Source organism: Bacillus cereus group sp. MS39, from assembly GCF_040448665.1.
GTDB classification, from domain to species: domain Bacteria; phylum Bacillota; class Bacilli; order Bacillales; family Bacillaceae_G; genus Bacillus_A; species Bacillus_A wiedmannii.
The window spans coordinates 2,903,833-2,923,899 of the sequence record NZ_CP123058.1 but is presented as its reverse complement, the minus strand read 5'-3'; the positions used below and the strand labels follow the sequence as shown (position 1 = coordinate 2,923,899).

Below are 20,067 nucleotides of genomic sequence, written 5' to 3'. Positions count from 1 at the left end.
CAACAAATATACGCTTTATTGGATACTTATTGCATTTGTGAGGGTAGGTAAAATATCATCTTTTTTACATAAGTAAAATATTGAATACCAAATGAACTTTAAAAATTGCGCCTAAATTAAAGGAGAGTACGTTATGAATACAATCATGATTGTAGAAGATGATATGAAAATTGCTGAATTACTGGGAACTCATATAAAAAAATATGGATACCAAAGTATTATTATAGAGGATTTTGAAAATATCTTAGAAATATTTCAAGAGATAAAACCAGATGTAGTGCTATTAGATGTAAATTTACCTAATTTTGATGGTTATTATTGGTGTCGCCAAATACGAGCAATTTCTACTTGTCCAATTGTATTTCTATCTGCAAGGAGTGGAGAGATGGATCAAGTTATGGCTTTAGAAAATGGTGGTGATGATTATATTACGAAACCTTTCTATTATGAGGTTGTAATGTCTAAAATCCGTAGTCAACTCAGAAGAGCATACGGTGAATATGCTCCTAAAGTAAAAGAACGGATAGTTGAGCAATCGGGATTATTCCTGTTCCCAGAAAGAATGGAACTTCAACTAAATGATAGGAAAATTTTACTTACTAGAAAAGAAACCACTTTATTAGAAATATTGATAACGAAGTCTCCGCTCCTTGTAAAACGTGAAGTGATTTTAGAACAACTATGGGATAGCTCATATATAGACGAAAATACATTGAGTGTAAACATAGGTAGAATTAGAAGGAAATTGCAAGATTTAGGTATTGAAAACGCACTGGAAACAGTTCGTGGTGCTGGATATCGTTTGCATGCTACTTGGGAGAAGGAAGGAAAGGAATAATGAAATTATTTTTACAGGAACATATTCCACTCATTTGTTATACATTTGCCCAATTGCTTATCATTCTTTTTATATATTGGTTTGATGGTTATCCACATATTTTGACGGCATTATATTCTGTATTTTTGGGTGTTTTTTTATTAATGGGTTATTTAATATATCGTTATTATAGTCATCGTTCATTCTACAAGCGTCTATCAACACCAATGGAAACTTTAAATGAGTCAATAAAAGATAGTGATTTGACTCCATTATCAATGGCCTTAGAAACATTACTACAATCTCAATATCAATATTATCAAAACCAATTAAAAAAATGGGAACGAAAACAACAAGAACAAATGACTTTTATGAATCAATGGGTTCATCAAATGAAAACACCGCTTTCTGTTATTGAGTTAATTACACAAGATGCAGATGACTCTCGATTTGACAGTATTAATGAAGAAACGGAAAGAATCAAAAAAGGATTAGAAATGGTCTTATATGTTGCTCGTTTAGAAACATTTGAACAGGATTTTCATGTGGACAGATTGCAGTTATTGGAAATGATTGATTCTGCTATTCATGAAAATAAACGTCTATTTATACGTAGTTATGTGTATCCAGAGGTAAAAGTAGATCAGAATCTTATTGTAGAAACAGATAAGAAATGGTTTCGATTTATACTCAATCAAGTACTATCAAATGCAATTAAATATTCATCAAGTAAGAAAGAGAAAGTAATAGTATCGGCGTATTCAAAAGGACGAGCAATTATTTTAGAAGTAAAAGATCATGGGGTTGGTATTCCTACTGCTGATTTACCACGTGTTTTCAATCCATTTTATACTGGAGAAAATGGTAGGAAATTTAAAGAGTCTACGGGAATGGGATTATATCTTGTTAAAGAAGTATGTGAAAAATTAAATCATAAGATTGAGCTAGAATCTGAAGTAGGTAAGGGAACAAAAGTTAGAATCATATTCCCGTATGCATCTCGTTAACCGATGAAAGGTATACTTTTCATCGGTTTTTCTTTTGAATCTTACAAACTTGTTAGATAACTGTTAGGGAAATCGATATGAGACATACTATATATAGGTTACACTTCATATATCGAAAAGAGAAATGGAAGGTGAAATACTTGTGGAGATACTACATGTTTCAGATTTAGGGAAGGTTTATCCTGGGAAAATTTCTTATACAGCATTATCCCATATTGATTTAAAAATAAACAAAGGTGAATTTGTAGGAATTATGGGACCATCTGGTAGCGGTAAAACAACGCTATTAAATATGGTGTCTACTATAGATGCTCCAACATCAGGAGAAGTATTAATTCATGGAGAAAATCCGTATCTGTTATCTCCAAATCAGCTGTCTTTATTTCGAAGACGTGAATTAGGGTTTGTTTTTCAATCATTTAATCTCCTTAATACATTGACAGTGAAAGAAAATATTGTTCTTCCACTTACACTTGATGGTGTCAGTCCTAGAGAAATGGAAGGGAAAGTAGAAGCTATTGCTAAAAAACTAGGGATAACTGAAATATTAGATAAACGTACGTATGAAATTTCTGGTGGGCAGGCACAAAGAACTGCAATCGCACGTGCTACTATTCATAATCCAAAATTATTACTTGCGGATGAGCCTACAGGAAATCTGGATTCAAAATCTGCTAGTGATGTGATGGAATTATTGACAAAGCTTAATAAAGAAAATAGCACAACGATGATGTTAGTGACACATGATGCAATGGCTGCAAGTTATTGTGATCGAATTGTGTTTATCAAAGATGGACAATTATACAATGAGATTTATTGTGGAGATAATCGCAAAGTGTTCTATCAAAAAATTCTAGAGGTTTTAGCATTATTAGGAGGAAATGCAAATGACTTTTCGACAGTTCGCATTTAATAACGTTATTCGTAGTAAAAGAACATATTTGGCTCATTTTTTAAGTAGTACGTTTGCTATTATGATTTTCTTTACCTATGCATTACTTGCATTTCATCCTAATTTACAAGGCGATCTTGCTACCAGTGTAACAATCAATACATTTGCAAAGTCAGGATTACAAATATCGCAGGGGTTAATATTTTTCTTCTCATTCTTCTTTATCCTATATTCTGTAAGTGCATTTTTAAAAACAAGAAAAAAAGATTTTGGAATTCTAATGCTACATGGGATGTCACGTTCACAATTGAACAAATTAGTATTTATTGAAAATATAATAATTGGTATCGCTTCAATTTTAACAGGAATTACAATTGGAATGGCGTTCTCTAAGTTTATCTTAATTATGAGCAACAATCTGCTAATGATTGATAAAGGACTCCCATTTTACATGCCCTTTAAAGCAATTGGAATAACATTTGGAGCTTTCTTCTTATTATTTTTATTTATTTCACTTTTCACTTCTCGACTAGTAAATGTAGAGCAATTAGTAGAATTAATAAAAGCAGAAGAAAAGCCAAAGCCTGAACCCAAATCATCCTTTTGGCTGTCTTTATTCGCACTTATTTGTATTGGATTAGGATATACGGCTGTATTCCATAGTGTTAATGCAATTCAATACAAGGATATGCAATATGTATTATTCATGATGGCGACAGGGGTGAGCTTTGTTGTACTTGGGACGTACTTCTTATTTACACAGCTCAGTGTGTATGTGTTACGTGTATTAAAGAAAAGGGAAAATATTTTCTTTAAGAAAACAAACATACTAACCATCTCAGATTTAGTGTATCAATTAAAAGATAATGCAAAAATGTTTTTTATGGTCACTATTATTTCTACCGTTGCCTTCACTGCAGTGGGGACTTGTATGGGATTAGGCAACTCATCCATGGCTGAATCGGAAAGTCCTTTTGCATTTTCTTATCAGTCTTATAATAATAACCATTTAGAAAAAGAACATTTAAAAAAAATAGAAAGCGAACTCCATGGTGGTGAGTTTAATTTCAAACAGGTGACTTATTCAATAAAACAAATTCAAGATACTCTCTATAACAGTAATATATTATCAACCGTTATAAAATTAAGTGATTATAATAAGTTAGCTAAGGCATTTGGTTTTGAAAAAGAAAGCTTAAAAGATGAAAATGATAGTCTTGTCATACCTTCAAAAAAAATTGCTAATTCAAAATCTAATCAAAATAGCTTTCAATTGTTGTATAGAGATATAAAAAAAGATATGCATGTAAATAAAATACTTACTCCGAAAGAATTACAAGATACAAGAGTAACGATAATTATTGTACCAGACGCTGTATATAATCAAATGATAGTGGATCCAGAGAATTATTATTTTGAATACATTATTAATGGTTTTATTGTGAAAGATTGGGAGAAAACAAAAAAAGTTGCGGAAAATATTGTAGCTGCTTTTCAGAAGGATAATAAAGGTATAAATGAGCATATAATAGACAACGAAAAATATACATTTTCGACTTTAATTCTTACTTGGATAGGGATGAAACAAGGTTTTGGACTTGCATCCATTATGAGTGTATTAATAGGCATTGTTTTCTTTACATTTGCTGCAAGTTTTTTATATTTCCGATTATACACAGATTTAGAACGAAATCAGCAGCAATATAAAATGATAGCAAAAGTTGGTTTAAGTAAACTCGAATTAAAGAAAATTGTGTCACGTCAACTTGTATTACTATTCTTTTTACCCATTGTAATAGCAATTACACATAGTGTCGTAGCTTTTATGGCCTTGCAAAAGTTAGCTGATTTTTCAGTCTTGGGTAGTTCCGTTATAGTATTGGTTTGTTTCTTAGTTTTACAAATTATATACTTCTACTTTGTTCGTGCTCAATATTTGAAGAAAATGTATAAAACAATGATTTAATTCAATTCAAAAAAATAAAAATAAGGAGAATATAGAATGAAAAAAAGATTTGGGTTATTAATAGTAGCTGGTATTTCGATTACCGTGTTAGGAGCATGTTCATTATTTAGTACAAAAGACTCTCCAGCAAATGGAATTTCAATAGAAGTAGGAGCGATAAACGAACAAACAAGGAGCTCTATAATTGACTCATACAAAGATATAACAAGCTCACAAGACCTATATCAATTAAAAGAAGGGACGATAGATAATAACAAGCTCGACATAAAGCTACCGACTAATTTGGGGGATTCTATGGATACTGCTACTAGTAATTTACTATTTATTAGTAGAACAACTGCTGAAAAAATGAATAAAAAGGGGCTTATACGCGAAAGAGATAATAACGAGGGGCTTACATCATCAGTCCCTATTGGTTCGTTACCAAAAATAGAAAAAGATGAAACTATCTTATTTGCAAATAAAGAATATAAAGACTTGAAAGAACTAACATTTGATCAGAAAAAAATGAATGTTCAATATGAAGGGGATGTATGGCTATCTCCGCATCGTGGTGGATCCAACGTAATCCTATTAATTGTAGAGGATACATTATTCAAAGAAATAAATGGGAAAGAAAAAACTAGACAGATTCTATCTTTTAATAAATCTTTTGGAAATCTTAATTTAGTCAATCAAGGGAAAGCACTAGAATTAAGCAAGGAAATAGATAAAGTGAATACGGCGTTAGGTACTGAGGACAAGAGAGCCGTGAATTTTATAAATATTACGGAAAAGTAAAAAAGTCTATATGGGTAGAATCGCATCACCATTAGATTAAGAAAAACAAATCTAACTATTAACGGCTCGAAGTGATGAAAATAACACTTATACCCTAAGTGATTTTTGATATTTATTGATATAGAATCCTTATTATTAGGATTCTATTTTTTGTTTCAAAAATCTATAAAGAAAAAAGGTAAAATCGGCGAAAACGAACTAAAAGGTATTTTAAATGAATTTTTCAAAACACCACTAATAATGATAACGTTTGCTAAATATAGATGTTCCTTAAGCTTGTAAGAAGCTTACAAACTTCCCTCTTCTAATGCAACTTAAGTGTAAATTAATTTTTTTGTAAATATGGAACAATGTCATTACTTACAATGTCTATTAAGCGTTGAAACATTTTTTATTTAATAAATTAAGAAAGGAATAATGATTTTTAATTAAGGGAGAAGATTGAATTGAAAAAATTATGGATGCTGTTTTTCATTTGTTTCGCAGTTATGTTGGTAGGATGTAATAAAAATGAACCGCCAAAACAAGTATTTGAAGAATATATCAATTTATGGAATGATAAAAAATTTGCAAATATGTATGATTATTTATCAGATCATGCAAAAAAAACGATTTCTAAAAAAGAATTTACAGAAAAATATCAAAAAATCTATGAAGGTATTGGCGTTAAGAATTTAAAAGTTAAAACGAAAGGAGAGAATGCTAAAGATAAAGAACTTTTTCTTTTTGAAGTTAAGATGGATACGGATGGAGGAACAGCTTCATTTATCCATGAAGCAAAACTTGTGAAAGAAAAAGAATCTTGGAAAATAGATTGGACACCAGATTTCATTTTTCCAGGTATGAAAAAAGATTACAAGGTACGTATGCAAACAGAACAAGGAAAACGTGGAGAAATATACGATCGAAATGGGAAAGGTCTAGCAACGAATGGTAAAGCGACTGAGGTTGGAATTATTCCGGAGAAACTAGGCGAAACGGCAGCACAAACAAAAGAAATAGTAGCACAGTTACTGGATATGTCTACAGAAGAGGTCGATCAGAAGCTTTCAGCGAAATGGATAAAACCAGACTCCTTTGTACCAATTGGTATATTAAAAGAGGGAACTAGACAGAATGATTATATTGAATTAGAAGGAGTTTCATCTCGTCCAGTAAATATTCGTACGTATCCATTAGGAGAAGCAGCGGCACACTTAACAGGATATATAGGAAAGGTGAATGCAGAGGAGTTAAAATCGCTTCAAAAAAAAGGTTATCATGCAGATGATTTAGTAGGTAAGACCGGTTTAGAGAAAGTATTAGAGAATAAATTACGTGGTGAAAAGGGTGGACGCGTATTTATGGAAGATGAGAACGGGAAAGAGATTAAAAACATAGCAAAAAAAGAAGCAAAAGAAGGGGAAAACGTTACGTTAACAATTGATGCTGCAATTCAAGAAAAAATCTTTAATGAGATGAAAAATGAAGCAGGATCTAGTGCAGCGGTCAATCCTAAAACAGGTGAAACTATTGCACTTGTAAGTAGCCCTGCTTATAATCCAAATACAATAGTTAGAGGAGCATCAAAAGCCCAACGAGAAGCATGGAATAACGACTCGAAACTACCAATGATGAATCGTTTTACACAAGCATTTGTACCAGGTTCCGTATTTAAAACGATTACTGGTGCAATTGGTTTGGAAACAAACACTATAAACCCTAAGGAAGAATTTAAAATTCAAGGATTAAAGTGGGCAAAAGATTCATCTTGGGGAAATTATTATGTAACACGTGTGAAGGAAGCTAGTCCAATTGATTTTGATAAGGCAATGAAGTACTCTGATAATATTTATTTTGCTCAACAAGCTTTGAAAATGGGAAAAGATCAGTATGTAAATGAATTTAAGAAATACGGATTTCATGAAAAATTACCAATCGAATACGAATTTCCTATTTCAATCATTGCAAGAGATGGGATAAAAAATGATATTCAACTAGCAGACACGGGATATGGACAAGGACAAGTATTAATGACACCACTTCATTTAGCATTAACATATGCACCGATTGTGAATGAAGGGAATATTCCATCGCCTCATCTTTTAAAAGAAGCAAAAGTAGCGGGGAATTGGAAAGAAAATGTGGTTTCTAAAAAGAATCAAGAGATATTAAAGAGCGCATTAATAAAAGTCATTAATGACCCTGATGGCGCGGGGAGAATTGCTAAGGTTGATGGTATAACTCTTGCTGGTAAAACCGGTACAGCAGAACTGAAGGAGTCGAAAGAAGCAGACGGAAAAGAACTTGGATGGTTTGCAGCTTTTGATGCAAATGCGCCCGACATGATCGTTACCATGATGATCGAAGATGTAAAAGGAAGAGGGGGGAGTAACGTTCCAGGCGAAAAAGTAAAACATGTTTTTCAGAAAAAATAAGTAACTATAAGGTGAAATCTTTTACTACATTCATTGTTTGCTTAACACGAAGGTATAAATTGAGCAATACAAAGAACAATTAAGTTTCGAAAAAGCATTCTCCTTAATCGAGAATGCTTTTTTGTTGTGGCTGAATAAAGATAATAACTCATCTTTGTTTTCATTTTTGAAAGGTTGGTATTGCTAATAGTAAATAGAAGAGTAAAACAAATTGAAAGGGACAAGTGATGGGAATTTTAAACTTTAACAAAACAGTTATTTAGTAAAACATAAATAGAGCACACAAATAAGTATGCTCTAAGAAAAAGGGTGATACAAGTGGAGTTTTGCGTGAAATGCACAAATAATAATCAGATTTTTTTTGAGTGTATTTTTAACATTGTATGCTTTACTTGTTGTTAGGAGCCTGTCATGTAAAAGAATGTATAGATGATTATGTTATGAAAGTAATTGCACCGCTTTACATTTTTAGGAGGATTTTTTTATTAAAAAAAGATAAAGAACGGAACAAATGAAACTTGTATCTTGTCTATATATTGAAACCATAATAAAAGTGAGGGCAGTTTTATCTTTATTCAAATAAGTTCGAGGTGTGGAAATGGAAGAGACGTTTATTGAAAAGTGTATTCATGATGAGCTTGACTATGTTATAAAAGACTATTGGCAAGATGTATGGAATTATTCATTTATTATTACGAAAGATCCACACTTATCAGATGATATCACGCAAGATGTATTTATAAAGGTATTTAAAAATTGGAATTCATTTCGAAAGGAGTCATCTATTAAAACGTGGATATTAAAAATTACAAGAAATACAGCAATAAACTATTTGAAATCCTCCTATTTTAAAAGGATATCATTAGTAGGTTTTTTTAGTGATGATAAGCAATCTCCATCGGCAGAAAAAGAATTTTTTAATCAAGAGGAAATGAATGAAGTGTGGGATGTTGTATTAAAACTACCTAAAAAACACCGTGAAATAATAATTTTAGACGCGAAATATGAATTATCTTATGAAGAAATGGCCGAAACACTAGGAGTATCCATTGGAACTGTAAAATCTAGATTAAGCCGTGCGAGAAGTAAGGTTTCAAAATTAATAGGGGAGGGTAGTAGTGATGAACAATAAACAAAATCCTGACTGGTATAAACAATTAAAAAAAGGCCCAATGGAGAATCGTAAAGATGAAGAAGAGTTTATTTTTAAAATAAAGCAGTCTATATATGAAAATAATGAAGCGGATCTTGTAAAACATAAAAGACCGTTTCGTAAAAGAGCATTGCCTATAGTAGTTGTTTTGGTTTGTACAATGTTATTTGTTATCGTTCAACAACCATGGCTTGATGATAATAAATCACCGGTCCAAAGTAGTACACAAATTAAGCCTAAAACTAAAGATGAGTCTGCTCAAGATCCAACATTAAAACAATTTATGAATGAATTATATCAAAGTACAAATTCAAAAAATGAAAATGACTTGTATAGAGCGTTAAATGATGAAGTTCTATTTAAAGGGAAGAGTTATAAGAAGGATGAATTGAAGTTTGATGAAGATATTTTTCATGAGTTGCAAGTCGCTCTTACAATGGGGGGAGAATTTGCAAATGATACAAAAAAAGTATACAAAGTACCAAGTGGATTGACAGAAAGTAACCAACCAAAGCAAGCGCATTTTATATATGCAACGGTTACTGGAAATAAAACAAAAATTTTAGCTGAACCAAAACGAGAATCACAAGTTTTATATGAAGTATCTAATGAAATGGTAAAAGCTTGGATTCCAGAAAAAGTGCAAAATGATGGATATATAAAAATATCGACAATTAACGGTAATACTGGATATGTACAAAAAGAGTATGTTTTAACTGATATTAAGTATTCATTTATGTTCGAAAAGAATGATAATGGTGATTGGAAAATAATAAATATAGATTCTATATGGTAAAAGAGGAAGGTTCACTTTAATGAACCTTCCTCTTTGTTATTATCTTTTTTTTGAAGTGTATGCCAAGACTCTAAAATTTCCGATGTAACGAGAGCAGCGATGTTTTTTTCTGAATTACTACCAGGAATAACGACAGAAATGGCGATTTGTGGATCTTCGGTAGGAGCATATGCAATGAAAAGAGAATGATTTATCATTTTTTCTTGCTCATTCGGAAAACCTGTAATACCCGTTTTACCTGCGACATGGAAGGGTAAGTTTTTAATTTCCTCTATATTTTGGCTCATCCCACCTTGCACGACACTCCAAAATTTCACCGGGTAACGATTTGAACTTTCTAAAATTGGTTTAAACTTTTTTGTTTCCTTACCATTTTGATCAATAATAGCACTTACGATTTGAGGTTTATATTTATCACCTTTACTTGCTAAAGTTGCTGCATATTGAGCAAGTTGAAGAGGAGTGTGTACTTCATTTCCTCCCCAAGAGGCATTTAATAAGGCGGAGATACCATTTTCAAACTTGTTTGTTGGATGAAATTCATATTGTCCGTCTTCTTCAAAAGGTAAATCAACCCCGGTTTTAGAACGAAGGCCAAATTGCTTTAAATACTCTGTCCATATATGTGCAACTTTTTCTATATTCCCATTATTTTGGTTGAATAAGGGTAGAGCTACTTTTGCTGTCATAAATGTGTTAGATGAATTAATGATAGCCTGCCTTGGTGTAATCTCACCTGTTGGCGTTCCAGGTGCATTCGTAATGTTATTTTGATTATCATATTGAAAAGTACCTTTATCTAAATAAGTATCTTCAGGTTGAAAAAGCTTTTCGTTTAATCCAATTAAAATAGTAAGTGGCTTTATAGTTGAGGCCATATTTACATAAGATTCACCATACTTTAATTTTTGAATTGCTTTATTTTGCGAAAGTGATTTAATGTTTTCATTTTTAGATGATACATGTGTATTTAATGTATTTGGATCAAACACTGCCGAGTTGGCCATAGTTAAAATTGCGCCAGTTTTTACATCGGTTACTACAACATAACCAGCTTTAGCATCACGTATTTTCTTAATTTGAGATCTTAATGCTTCCTCTGTTTTTTGTTGCAATTTAGAGTCTAAAGCTATCTGGACATCTTTTCCTTTTTGAACTTTTTGAATGTTCCATAAGAATTTTTTATTATTCATTTTAAAAATCAGTGTTTTTCCGGGTTTTCCTTTTAAATCATTTTCATATTGAAGCTCAATCCCACTTTTTCCAACAGGTCCATACTTAGAATTAAGGTCATTTTCTACATACCCAATTATCTGTGAACCAACTTCGTGTTTAGGATAATATCGAATCCATTCATCTTTAATTATTACATTATTGGGTTTGTTCTTGTTTATGAATGTAAGTTCACTCTCATTTATGTCAGAGTATAACGGTAAATCATTCATAGTTTGCTTTTTACAAGATTGTTGTAATTGTGATTTTATGTCCTCTGCCGAAATGTCATGTTGAAACTCGTTTGAAAATTGATTAAAAAAAGCTAATGTGTTTGATGTATCTTGATTCGATACCTTTTCATCATTAGAAGTGCAATATAGAGACTTAACTTTCTTATTTGTAGCTAGTATTACACCATTTTGATCGGAAATTTTTCCTCTTTCAGCTGAAGAAGTTGCGATAGTAATTGAGATGAAGTTGATTTTTAATAAAATTAGTAAAATCAAACCTACAATAGAAAGAACCGCAAAAAATCTCCATCTTTTTATATGTAACATATAACCCTCCCTTATGTAGCCTATTTCATCTTATAGTTAATTATTTTTTTTGTAAATGTGGAACAATTTTATTATTTAGGTTGTCTATTAAGTATAACAGCATGAAGAAAGGAATAATTAGTATGAAAAGTTACTAGCAAGTCTATGTTTAAGCTTAATATGAGTCATTATACAGTTTAGCGTTTCTAATGCAAGCAATAAAAAAATAGAGAGAAAAACAGGAAAGGGGATTTATCAATTACGCGGCTAAACGAAGAAGGCTTGATGCTTACAAGGATGTAGAAAAAAAGATAAGACACTATTTATAACTGAATGGTGATTTCTAATATATAGGGAACGTATTTATTTACTAAGTATTAGTGAGGAGTTCCGGAAGAATTATATGGAGGATTTATGAAAAAACAAAAAGAAAAAAAGCAGCAGACATATATATCTATTCGATTAAATATAATGTTCCTTTGCATATTTCTACTATTCTCAGCCATTATTATGCAGCTAGGAAAAGTACAAATCGTTGAGGGAGAGGCTTATAAGAACCAAGTGGAGAGCAGTCAAAATGAAACAACTAGTATACCAGTTCCACGTGGACAAATACTAGATCGAGAAGGGAAAGCAGTCGTTAATAATAAATCTCTTCGCACAATTACGTATACAAGGGTGAAAGGAATTACGAGTGAAGATATTTTAAAAACAGCAAAAGACTTAGCGAAAGTACTTGAAATGCCCGAACAAGATATAAATAAGTTAACTGAAATCGATAAAAAAGATTTTTGGATGCAGTTGAATACGAAACATGCGGAGACAAAGATTACTAAAAAAGATATAGAAAAGTTTAAAGAAAAGGGAATAGAGGGAAAAGAGTTAGATAAAAAAATTGATGACTTAAGACGAAGTCGCGTTACAGAAGTAGAATTGGCAGAATTAACAGCACAAGATTTAAAAGTGTTAGCTATTAAAAGTAAAATGAGTTCAGGTTATCAACTGACACCACAAATTATTAAAAAAGATGTAACAGATGAAGAGTATGCACGGATAAGTGAAAAGCTTATGGAGTTCCCAGGAGTAGATGCAACGGTTGATTGGGAACGTAATTACGTAAATGGTAATTTATTTCGTTCCGTGTTAGGTAATATTACAAGCAGTGAAGAAGGATTACCGAAAGAAAACTTAGATTCTTATTTGGTACGTGGATATAACCGTAATGATCGTGTAGGAAAAAGTTATATTGAACAACGATATGAAGATGTATTACACGGTACAAAAGAAGAAGTGAAAAACATTACTGATAAATCAGGAAATATTGTTAGCACAGAAATAATCTCTAAAGGAAAAAGTGGTAATAGTTTAACATTAACGATTGATATGGAATTACAAAAGAAAGTGGAAGAAAGTATAGAGAAAAATTTGAGGGCTTTTAAGAGTTCAGAGCCACTGTTGGACCGAGCTTTTGTCGTCATGACGAATCCAAATAATGGACAGATTTTATCTATGGCAGGCAAAAAGATTGTAGAAAAAGAAGGGAAAATGGAGATTGAGGATTTGGCATTAGGTAACATGACAACTTCGTATGAGCTAGGATCAGCTGTAAAAGGTGCTACTTTATTAACTGGATATGAGACAGGGGCAATACAGCCAGGAGATCAATTTTATGATGCACCGATGAAATTTAAAGGTACACAAGCTAAGAAATCGTGGAATGTATCTGGATTTGGTAATGTAAATGATTTAAGAGCTTTACAAGTATCTTCGAATGTATACATGTTCCAAACGGCCTTGCAAATCGCGGGGGTTAATTACGTACCAAATGGTACGTTGGATATTAAACAAGAAGCATTTGATACGATGCGCTATTATTTTAAACAATTTGGTTTAGGTGTCCCAACAGGTATTGATTTACCGAATGAAATAACTGGACAAACGAGAACAGTAGATAGTCAACCTGGTTTTTTACTAGATTTTTCTATCGGTCAGTATGATACGTATACGCCATTGCAATTGGCACAATATATTTCAACGATTGCGAATGGCGGTTATAGAATGCAACCTCAAATTGTACAAGAAATACGAGAACAATCAATAAAAGAAGAGGTTGGCAAAGTTATACGCTCTATAGAGCCTGTCGTATTAAATCGAGTTGATATGAAGACAGAACATATTGATCGGATAAAAGAGGGGTTTAGATGGGTATTCCAAGAAGGTGATGGAACTGGTGTGAAACATTTCAAAAATGCTCCATATAAACCAGCAGGAAAGACAGGAACAGCTCAAACTGTATATGGTGGAGATGATCCAATTGGTAGAAATGCAAAAGGAGAACGTATGGAATGTTACAATTTAACGTTAGTTGGATATGCTCCATATGATAATCCAGAAGTAGCATTTTCTATAGTAGTCCCATGGCTTCATGATGATAAAAGTGGAATTAATTCTATAATTGGAAAGGAAGTTTTAGATGTATACTTTGATTTAAAAAAGCAACGTATACATGGTGGAGATACTAATACAGATAGTTCAAATCAAAATTAGTAAAATTTGTGTACTTTTCTCAGGGGAAGAGACCCTGTTTATATAAAAGTCTTTATAAGTTAAAGGAAGATTTGAAATAAGAGATGGCAACTATCACAGTTGCTATCTCTTACTTTTGTTAATATTTTGGCTACTGTTAAAAAGGTTTTAAATTTATGGAACAAACTTGTTTCTTAGGTGGTCTATTATGTGTACGTATAAAAACAGGTTTTTAAATAGGATACAGTGTATTGAATTTACTACTTGTTTTCAGTATTGAAAATTTGAAAGGAATGATGATTTTGAAAAACAAAAGGATGCTAAAAATAGGAATATGCGTTGGTATATTAGGTTTAAGTGTTACAAGCCTAGAAGCTTTTACAGGAGGGTCACTGCAAGTTGAAGCGAAAGAAAAGACTGGACAAGTGAAACATAAAAATCAGGCGACGCATAAAGAGTTCTCTCAACTTGAGAAAAAATTTGATGCTCGATTAGGTGTATATGCGATTGATACTGGTACAAATCAAACAATCTCTTATCGACCTAACGAAAGATTTGCCTTCGCATCAACCTACAAGGCTTTAGCCGCAGGAGTATTACTACAGCAAAACTCAATTGATACATTAAATGAAGTCATTAAATTTACGAAAGAAGACTTAGTTGAATATTCACCTGTTACAGAGAAACATGTAGATACTGGAATGACACTAGGAGAAATTGCTGAGGCTGCTGTTCGTTCAAGTGATAATACTGCAGGGAACATTTTATTTAATAAAATAGGCGGACCTAAAGGATATGAAAAAGCGCTTAGACAGATGGGTGATCGGATTACTATGGCTGATCGCTTTGAAACAGAGTTAAACGAAGCTATTCCAGGAGATATTCGTGACACTAGTACAGCGAAAGCAATTGCTACTAATCTGAAAGCTTTCACGGTCGGAAATGCGCTTCCAGCTCATAAACGTAACATTCTTACAGAGTGGATGAAAGGAAATGCTACAGGAGACAAACTTATTCGTGCAGGCGTACCAACTGACTGGATAGTTGGAGATAAATCAGGAGCTGGAAGTTATGGGACACGAAATGATATTGCTATCGTATGGCCGCCAAATAGAGCACCCATTATCATCGCAATTTTATCTAGTAAAGATGAGAAAGAGGCTACCTATGATAATCAACTCATTGCAGAGGCAACTGAAGTGATAGTTAAGTCTCTTAAATGATAATTCCTCAATTCTTTATGTAACGTAATTGAAAATATGAACCTAGAAAGCGATTCTTTTCATGTGAAAAGAATCGCTTTTTTGTATTTCTATAATGAATAGTAAGTATATAAGTAAAAAATTTTATTACATAGACATTCTATCCCCTAGAGTGCATGAGGGGAGTTTTCTCCTGTGGTGTTCGTAGTAACAATATTATTATTTATACGATAATAATATTGTTGGCGTATGTATGCTAGTTACTCCTAGATGGATATGTAATTTTACATATCCATCTAAAAGACACATATGCGTCAATTACTATTAAATTATATTAAAATCATTTTTGGATGAGGGATTGATATAGGTTTTGGTGAATAAAAGGATTTTTATGTTTAATTATCATAGTATAATTATTTCACTTTATGAAATGAAATTTGGATTTAACTTTTTTAAATATAATATTTTATAATTTGAATAATAAATATCTGAAAAATCAAATTTAATAAAAGCGATTTTCTGGTTTACTTATGAAAAACATAGTGTTTAAAATGAGGGGGAAGTAAGGCCCTTATATTGTTTCAAAAATAAATAAAAAACGAGATGGAATTACTTTTTTGAAAAAATTTCTATCCTCAAGTGTGTGTGATGAAATCCTAACGTTAGGTTGTACAACATTTACGATTAAAACTGTAAAAAACAATAGTGAAGAGGTGTACGGAATGAAGAATAAAATTATGACAGGATTTTTAATAACATCAATCGTTACTGGAGCGACTATTCCTATCAATACTCTCGCAACGCCAACCGTTCAGGCAGAAACGAAACAAGAAAATATAGATATTTCCTCAGCATTACGAAAAATAGGTGCACACTCCAAATTAACACAAACCTTTATAGATGGAGCCTTAGCAAGTCCGAATGTGCAACTTGAAGAAGTTCCATCTTTAAATACAACTCAATTTCTAATTAAACAAGATATGAAAGAGTGGTCCTCAGAACTATATCCAAAATTAATTCTACTAAATTCAAAAAGTAAAGGATTTGCAACCAAATTTAATAGCTATTATCCAACATTAAAAGGATTTGTAGATAATAAGGAAAATAAAGAAGGGTTTTTAGATAGACTGGAAGTTCTTCAAGATATGACTATAACAAACCAAGAAAACGTGCAACGTCAGATTAATGAGTTAACAGATCTTAAACTACAGGTAGATAAGAAACTGAAAAATCTTGATACAGATGTGGTAAAAGCACAAAGTGTACTTAGTTCAGAGGGAACAGGAAAAATAGACAAATTAAAAAATGAAATGCTAAATACAAAAAAATCAATTCAAAATGATTTAGAGCAAATAGCATTATTACCAGGAGCTTTAAATGAACAAGGGCTAAAGGTATTCCAAGAAATTTATAGTCTATCAAAAGATATCATTGAACCGGCTGCTCAAACCGCAGTAGTGGCGTATAACAAAGGAAAAGAAATAAACAATGCTATTGTAGAAGCAGAGAAGAAAGCAGAGCAAGAAGCAACAGAAAAGGGAAAATCAGTTATAGAAATTGAAGCTGCCAAAAAAGAAGCGCGTGAAGCGATAGAGAAAAGTAAAAAAGGTGAAATTGCTGCAGCTGCGGTTACCAAAACGAAAGAGTATGATCTTATGAAAGTGATTGATCCTGAAAAAATTAAAAAAACATATAGTACCTTTGCCGAAATTAATAAACTAACAGCAGAGCAAAAAGCATATTTAAATGATTTAGAGAAACAAAATCAGACATTATATGACTTAACAACTAAATTAACAGTAGTAGATTTACAAAAATCAATGATTCTTTTCATGCAAAATGATTTGCATACATTTGCTAATCAAGTAGATGGAGAAATTGAGCTAATGAAACGTTATAAAGAGGATTTGAATCTAATAAATAAGAGTATTACAAAATTATCGACTGAAGTTGATACGAATAACACTCAGTCTCAAAAAGATACATTAAGACGACTAAAAAATGTAACAAATCAACTCGAAGAACAAGTTAATAAATTTTAATATTAAGAAATAAGGTTTAATAAAAAAATTATAACGCAACTGGAAATAAGGAGGAGAATTAAAAAATGAAATTTCCATTTAAGGTCATAACTTTGGCCGCTTTAGCAACGGTTATAACTGCTACGAATGGTAGTACTATTCACGCACTTGCACAAGAACAGACAGCACAAGAACAGAAAATAGAAAATTATGCGTTAGGACCTGAAGGGTTAAAGAAAGTGTTGGCTGAAACAGGCTCTCATATTCTTGTAATGGATTTGTACGCAAAAACAATGATTAAGCAACCGAATGTAAATTTATCCAACGTTGATTTAGGTTCAGGAGGGGGAGAATTAATCAAAAACATTCACCTGAATCAGGAACTGTCACGAATCAATGCAAATTACTGGCTAGATACAGCGAAGCCAAACATTCAAAAGACAGCACGTAATATTGTAAATTATGATGAACAATTTCAAAATTATTACGACACACTAGTAGATACTGTAAAAAAGAAAGATAAGGCGGGCCTCAAAGAAGGAATAGCGGATTTAATCGGTACAATTCATACAAATTCAAATGAAGTTACGGAAGTTATTAAGATGTTAGAAGCTTTCAAAACAAAGTTGTATACAAATACTGTAGATTTTAAAAATAATGTTGGAGGTCCAGATGGACAAGGGGGATTAACGGCTATATTAGCGGGAAAACAAGCACTAGTCCCACAACTTCAGGCCGAAATTGAGAATTTACGTTCTACGCAGAAAGCACATTTTGATAATGTATTAGCCTGGTCAATTGGTGGTGGATTAGGAGCAGCTATTTTAGTTATTGGAACGATTGCAGGAGCGGTAGTAATTGTTGTGACCGGTGGCACAGCGACACCAGCTGTTGTTGGTGGTCTAACAGCTCTAGGGGCAGCTGGTATCGGTTTAGGAACAGCAGCTGGTGTTACGGCATCTAATCATATGAACTCTTATAATGAAATTTCTAATAAAATCGGAGAATTAAGTATGAAAGCCGATCTTGCTAACCAAGCAGTTATTTCACTTACTAATACAAAAGACACGTTGACATATTTGTATCAAACAGTGGATCAAGCAATCATGTCTCTAACGAATATTCAGCAACAATGGAATACGATGGGAGCAAATTATAAAGATTTATATGATAATATCGACCAAATGCAAGAACATAAACTTTCTTTAATACCTGATGATTTAAAGGCTGCAAAACAAAGTTGGAATGATATTCATAAGGATGCAGAATTCATTTCAAAAGACATTGCTTTTAAACAAGAAAAAACAAATTAAAAATCAATATATATGTATAGGAGGAATTAAAATGAATAAAAACTTTCCTTATAAACTAATTGCTGTATCGACATTTTTAACTGTGACAACAACTACTGTAGTTTCTCCAGTGGCAGCCTTCGCAAGTGAAAGTAAAATGGAACAAACTAGTACCGAAGATATATCTCTTTCTGTAAACAGCGAAAAGATGAAAAAAGCTTTGCAAGATGCTGGGGTATTTGCAAAATCTATGAATGATTACTCTTATTTGTTAATTAAAAACCCAGATGTTAACTTTGAAGGAATTGACATTAAAGGATATACAAATCTACCTAGTCAAATTCTACAAGATCAAAAGAATGCAAGAGAGCATGCTACAAAATGGGATTCACACATAAAAAAACAACTTTTAGATACACTGACGGGGATTGTAGAGTATGATACTAAATTCGACAATTATTATGACACATTAGTAGAAGCGATTAATGAAGGGGATGCAGACACATTAAAAGAAGGCATTACAGATTTACAAGGTGAGATTAAACAAAATCAAGCATATACACAGAATTTAATACAAGAACTAGCTAAGTTAAGAGATAGTATTGGAGAAGATGTCCGGGCATTTGGAGGTCATAAAGATATTTTGCATTCGATTCTGAAAAACCAAGCATCTGGAATTGATGAAGATGAAAAGCGCCTAAATGAAGTTTTAGAGCAAGTTAGACATTTTAAACAAGTAGAATCAGATGGAATAATAACTGTATCAATTCCCTCAATTCCTACGTGGATTGCTGGTGGTGTAATGATAGGGGTAGCAAGAAATAATTTAGGTACGTTAGAGCCGTTGTTAGCACAATTACGTCAGACTATAGATTATAAAGTAACATTAAATCGTGTAGTTGGTGTTGCGTATAATAATATTAATGAAATGCACAATGCGATTGGATCGGCTATTAATGCACTTACCTATATGTCTGCACAATGGCATGATTTAGATTCTCAATATTCGGGAGTGCTTAGTCATATTGATAAAGCATCCCAAAAAGCGGATCAAAATAAATTCAAATTCCTAAAACCTAATTTGAATGCAGCGAAAGATAGTTGGAAAACATTGAGAGCGGATGCGTTTACATTAAAAGAAGGGATAAAAACATTAAAAATGGATCCTGTTTCTTCAAAAAAATAGCGGAATACGGTATTTGTTGCAAGGGCATTTATACAGTTATAAAATGATTTTTTGTTCTTTATAAATTGAAAAGACGGAGGTATAATCAGGCCTCTGTCTTTTGTTTTATTGAAATATTTTTATAATTCCATCCTATATGTAGAAAGTAGTTATACAAGTTTGAATTTTTAAGGTGAATAATTTTTATGAATTTTTCCGTAAAACCTAATCTATGATTAGTGAGCTTTATATTCTTATTTTCCTAATTGAATACTTTTATAC

Annotated in this window: 14 protein-coding genes; 13 read left to right on the top strand and 1 reads right to left on the bottom strand. The window is 32.2% G+C overall.

Features of this window, described 5'->3' with window-relative positions:
- Positions 1 to 133: 133 nt before the first annotated feature.
- The 8 genes from QEP67_RS15405 to QEP67_RS15370 all read left to right on the top strand — a co-directional run bounded on the left by QEP67_RS15405 (position 134) and on the right by QEP67_RS15370 (position 9,828).
- Positions 134 to 838, top strand: a complete 705-nt coding sequence (locus QEP67_RS15405) for a response regulator transcription factor (protein ID WP_001092333.1) — start codon at positions 134 to 136, stop codon at positions 836 to 838.
- Positions 838 to 1,824, top strand: a complete 987-nt coding sequence (locus QEP67_RS15400) for a sensor histidine kinase (RefSeq protein WP_000765319.1) — start codon at positions 838 to 840, stop codon at positions 1,822 to 1,824. Before QEP67_RS15405 ends, QEP67_RS15400 begins: the two co-directional genes overlap by 1 nt.
- A 142-nt stretch (positions 1,825 to 1,966) precedes the next feature.
- Positions 1,967 to 2,737 (top strand): ABC transporter ATP-binding protein, encoded by a 771-nt coding sequence (locus QEP67_RS15395; RefSeq protein ID WP_002108271.1) that lies wholly within the window; start codon positions 1,967 to 1,969, stop codon positions 2,735 to 2,737.
- Positions 2,712 to 4,682, top strand: a complete 1,971-nt coding sequence (locus QEP67_RS15390; RefSeq protein ID WP_000144195.1) for an FtsX-like permease family protein — start codon at positions 2,712 to 2,714, stop codon at positions 4,680 to 4,682. The genes QEP67_RS15395 and QEP67_RS15390 overlap by 26 nt, the downstream gene beginning before the upstream one ends.
- 36 nt (positions 4,683 to 4,718) lie before the next feature.
- Positions 4,719 to 5,462, top strand: coding sequence for a lipoprotein BA_5634 family protein (locus QEP67_RS15385; RefSeq protein WP_000745515.1), 744 nt, complete (start codon positions 4,719 to 4,721; stop codon positions 5,460 to 5,462).
- A 446-nt stretch (positions 5,463 to 5,908) separates the two neighbouring features.
- Positions 5,909 to 7,879, top strand: a complete 1,971-nt coding sequence (locus QEP67_RS15380) for a penicillin-binding transpeptidase domain-containing protein (protein WP_000737738.1) — start codon at positions 5,909 to 5,911, stop codon at positions 7,877 to 7,879.
- Positions 7,880 to 8,477: 598 nt separating this feature from the next.
- On the top strand, positions 8,478 to 9,011 hold the full coding sequence (locus tag QEP67_RS15375) for a sigma-70 family RNA polymerase sigma factor (protein ID WP_000393076.1): 534 nt from the start codon (positions 8,478 to 8,480) through the stop codon (positions 9,009 to 9,011).
- Positions 9,001 to 9,828: an SH3 domain-containing protein gene (locus tag QEP67_RS15370; RefSeq protein WP_001060749.1), complete on the top strand. Its 828-nt coding sequence runs from the start codon at positions 9,001 to 9,003 to the stop codon at positions 9,826 to 9,828. Before QEP67_RS15375 ends, QEP67_RS15370 begins: the two co-directional genes overlap by 11 nt.
- Before the next feature lie 11 nt (positions 9,829 to 9,839).
- On the opposite strand, the gene QEP67_RS15365 is transcribed toward QEP67_RS15370, so the two are convergent.
- A complete protein-coding gene (locus QEP67_RS15365; protein ID WP_000902386.1) occupies positions 9,840 to 11,600 on the bottom strand; it encodes a penicillin-binding protein 2 in 1,761 nt (586 codons plus the stop codon).
- A 393-nt stretch (positions 11,601 to 11,993) separates the two neighbouring features.
- On the opposite strand from QEP67_RS15365, the gene QEP67_RS15360 reads away from it, so the two are divergent.
- The 5 genes from QEP67_RS15360 (at position 11,994) to QEP67_RS15340 (ending at position 19,806) form a co-directional block, all read left to right on the top strand.
- Entirely contained in the window at positions 11,994 to 14,126 is a 2,133-nt protein-coding gene (locus QEP67_RS15360) for a penicillin-binding protein 2 (RefSeq protein WP_000744257.1), read from the top strand.
- A 275-nt stretch (positions 14,127 to 14,401) separates the two neighbouring features.
- Positions 14,402 to 15,328, top strand: coding sequence for a class A beta-lactamase Bla1 (gene bla / locus QEP67_RS15355; protein ID WP_064056613.1), 927 nt, complete (start codon positions 14,402 to 14,404; stop codon positions 15,326 to 15,328).
- A gap of 701 nt (positions 15,329 to 16,029) precedes the next feature.
- On the top strand, positions 16,030 to 17,349 hold the full coding sequence (locus QEP67_RS15350) for an HBL/NHE enterotoxin family protein (protein WP_000791004.1): 1,320 nt from the start codon (positions 16,030 to 16,032) through the stop codon (positions 17,347 to 17,349).
- Between the two features lie 65 nt (positions 17,350 to 17,414).
- Positions 17,415 to 18,641 (top strand): HBL/NHE enterotoxin family protein, encoded by a 1,227-nt coding sequence (locus tag QEP67_RS15345; protein WP_000671564.1) that lies wholly within the window; start codon positions 17,415 to 17,417, stop codon positions 18,639 to 18,641.
- Positions 18,642 to 18,672: 31 nt separating this feature from the next.
- The gene (locus QEP67_RS15340) at positions 18,673 to 19,806 is read left to right on the top strand and encodes an HBL/NHE enterotoxin family protein (RefSeq protein WP_001038657.1); all 1,134 of its coding nucleotides are present in this window, start codon (positions 18,673 to 18,675) and stop codon (positions 19,804 to 19,806) included.
- Positions 19,807 to 20,067: the final 261 nt, after the last annotated feature.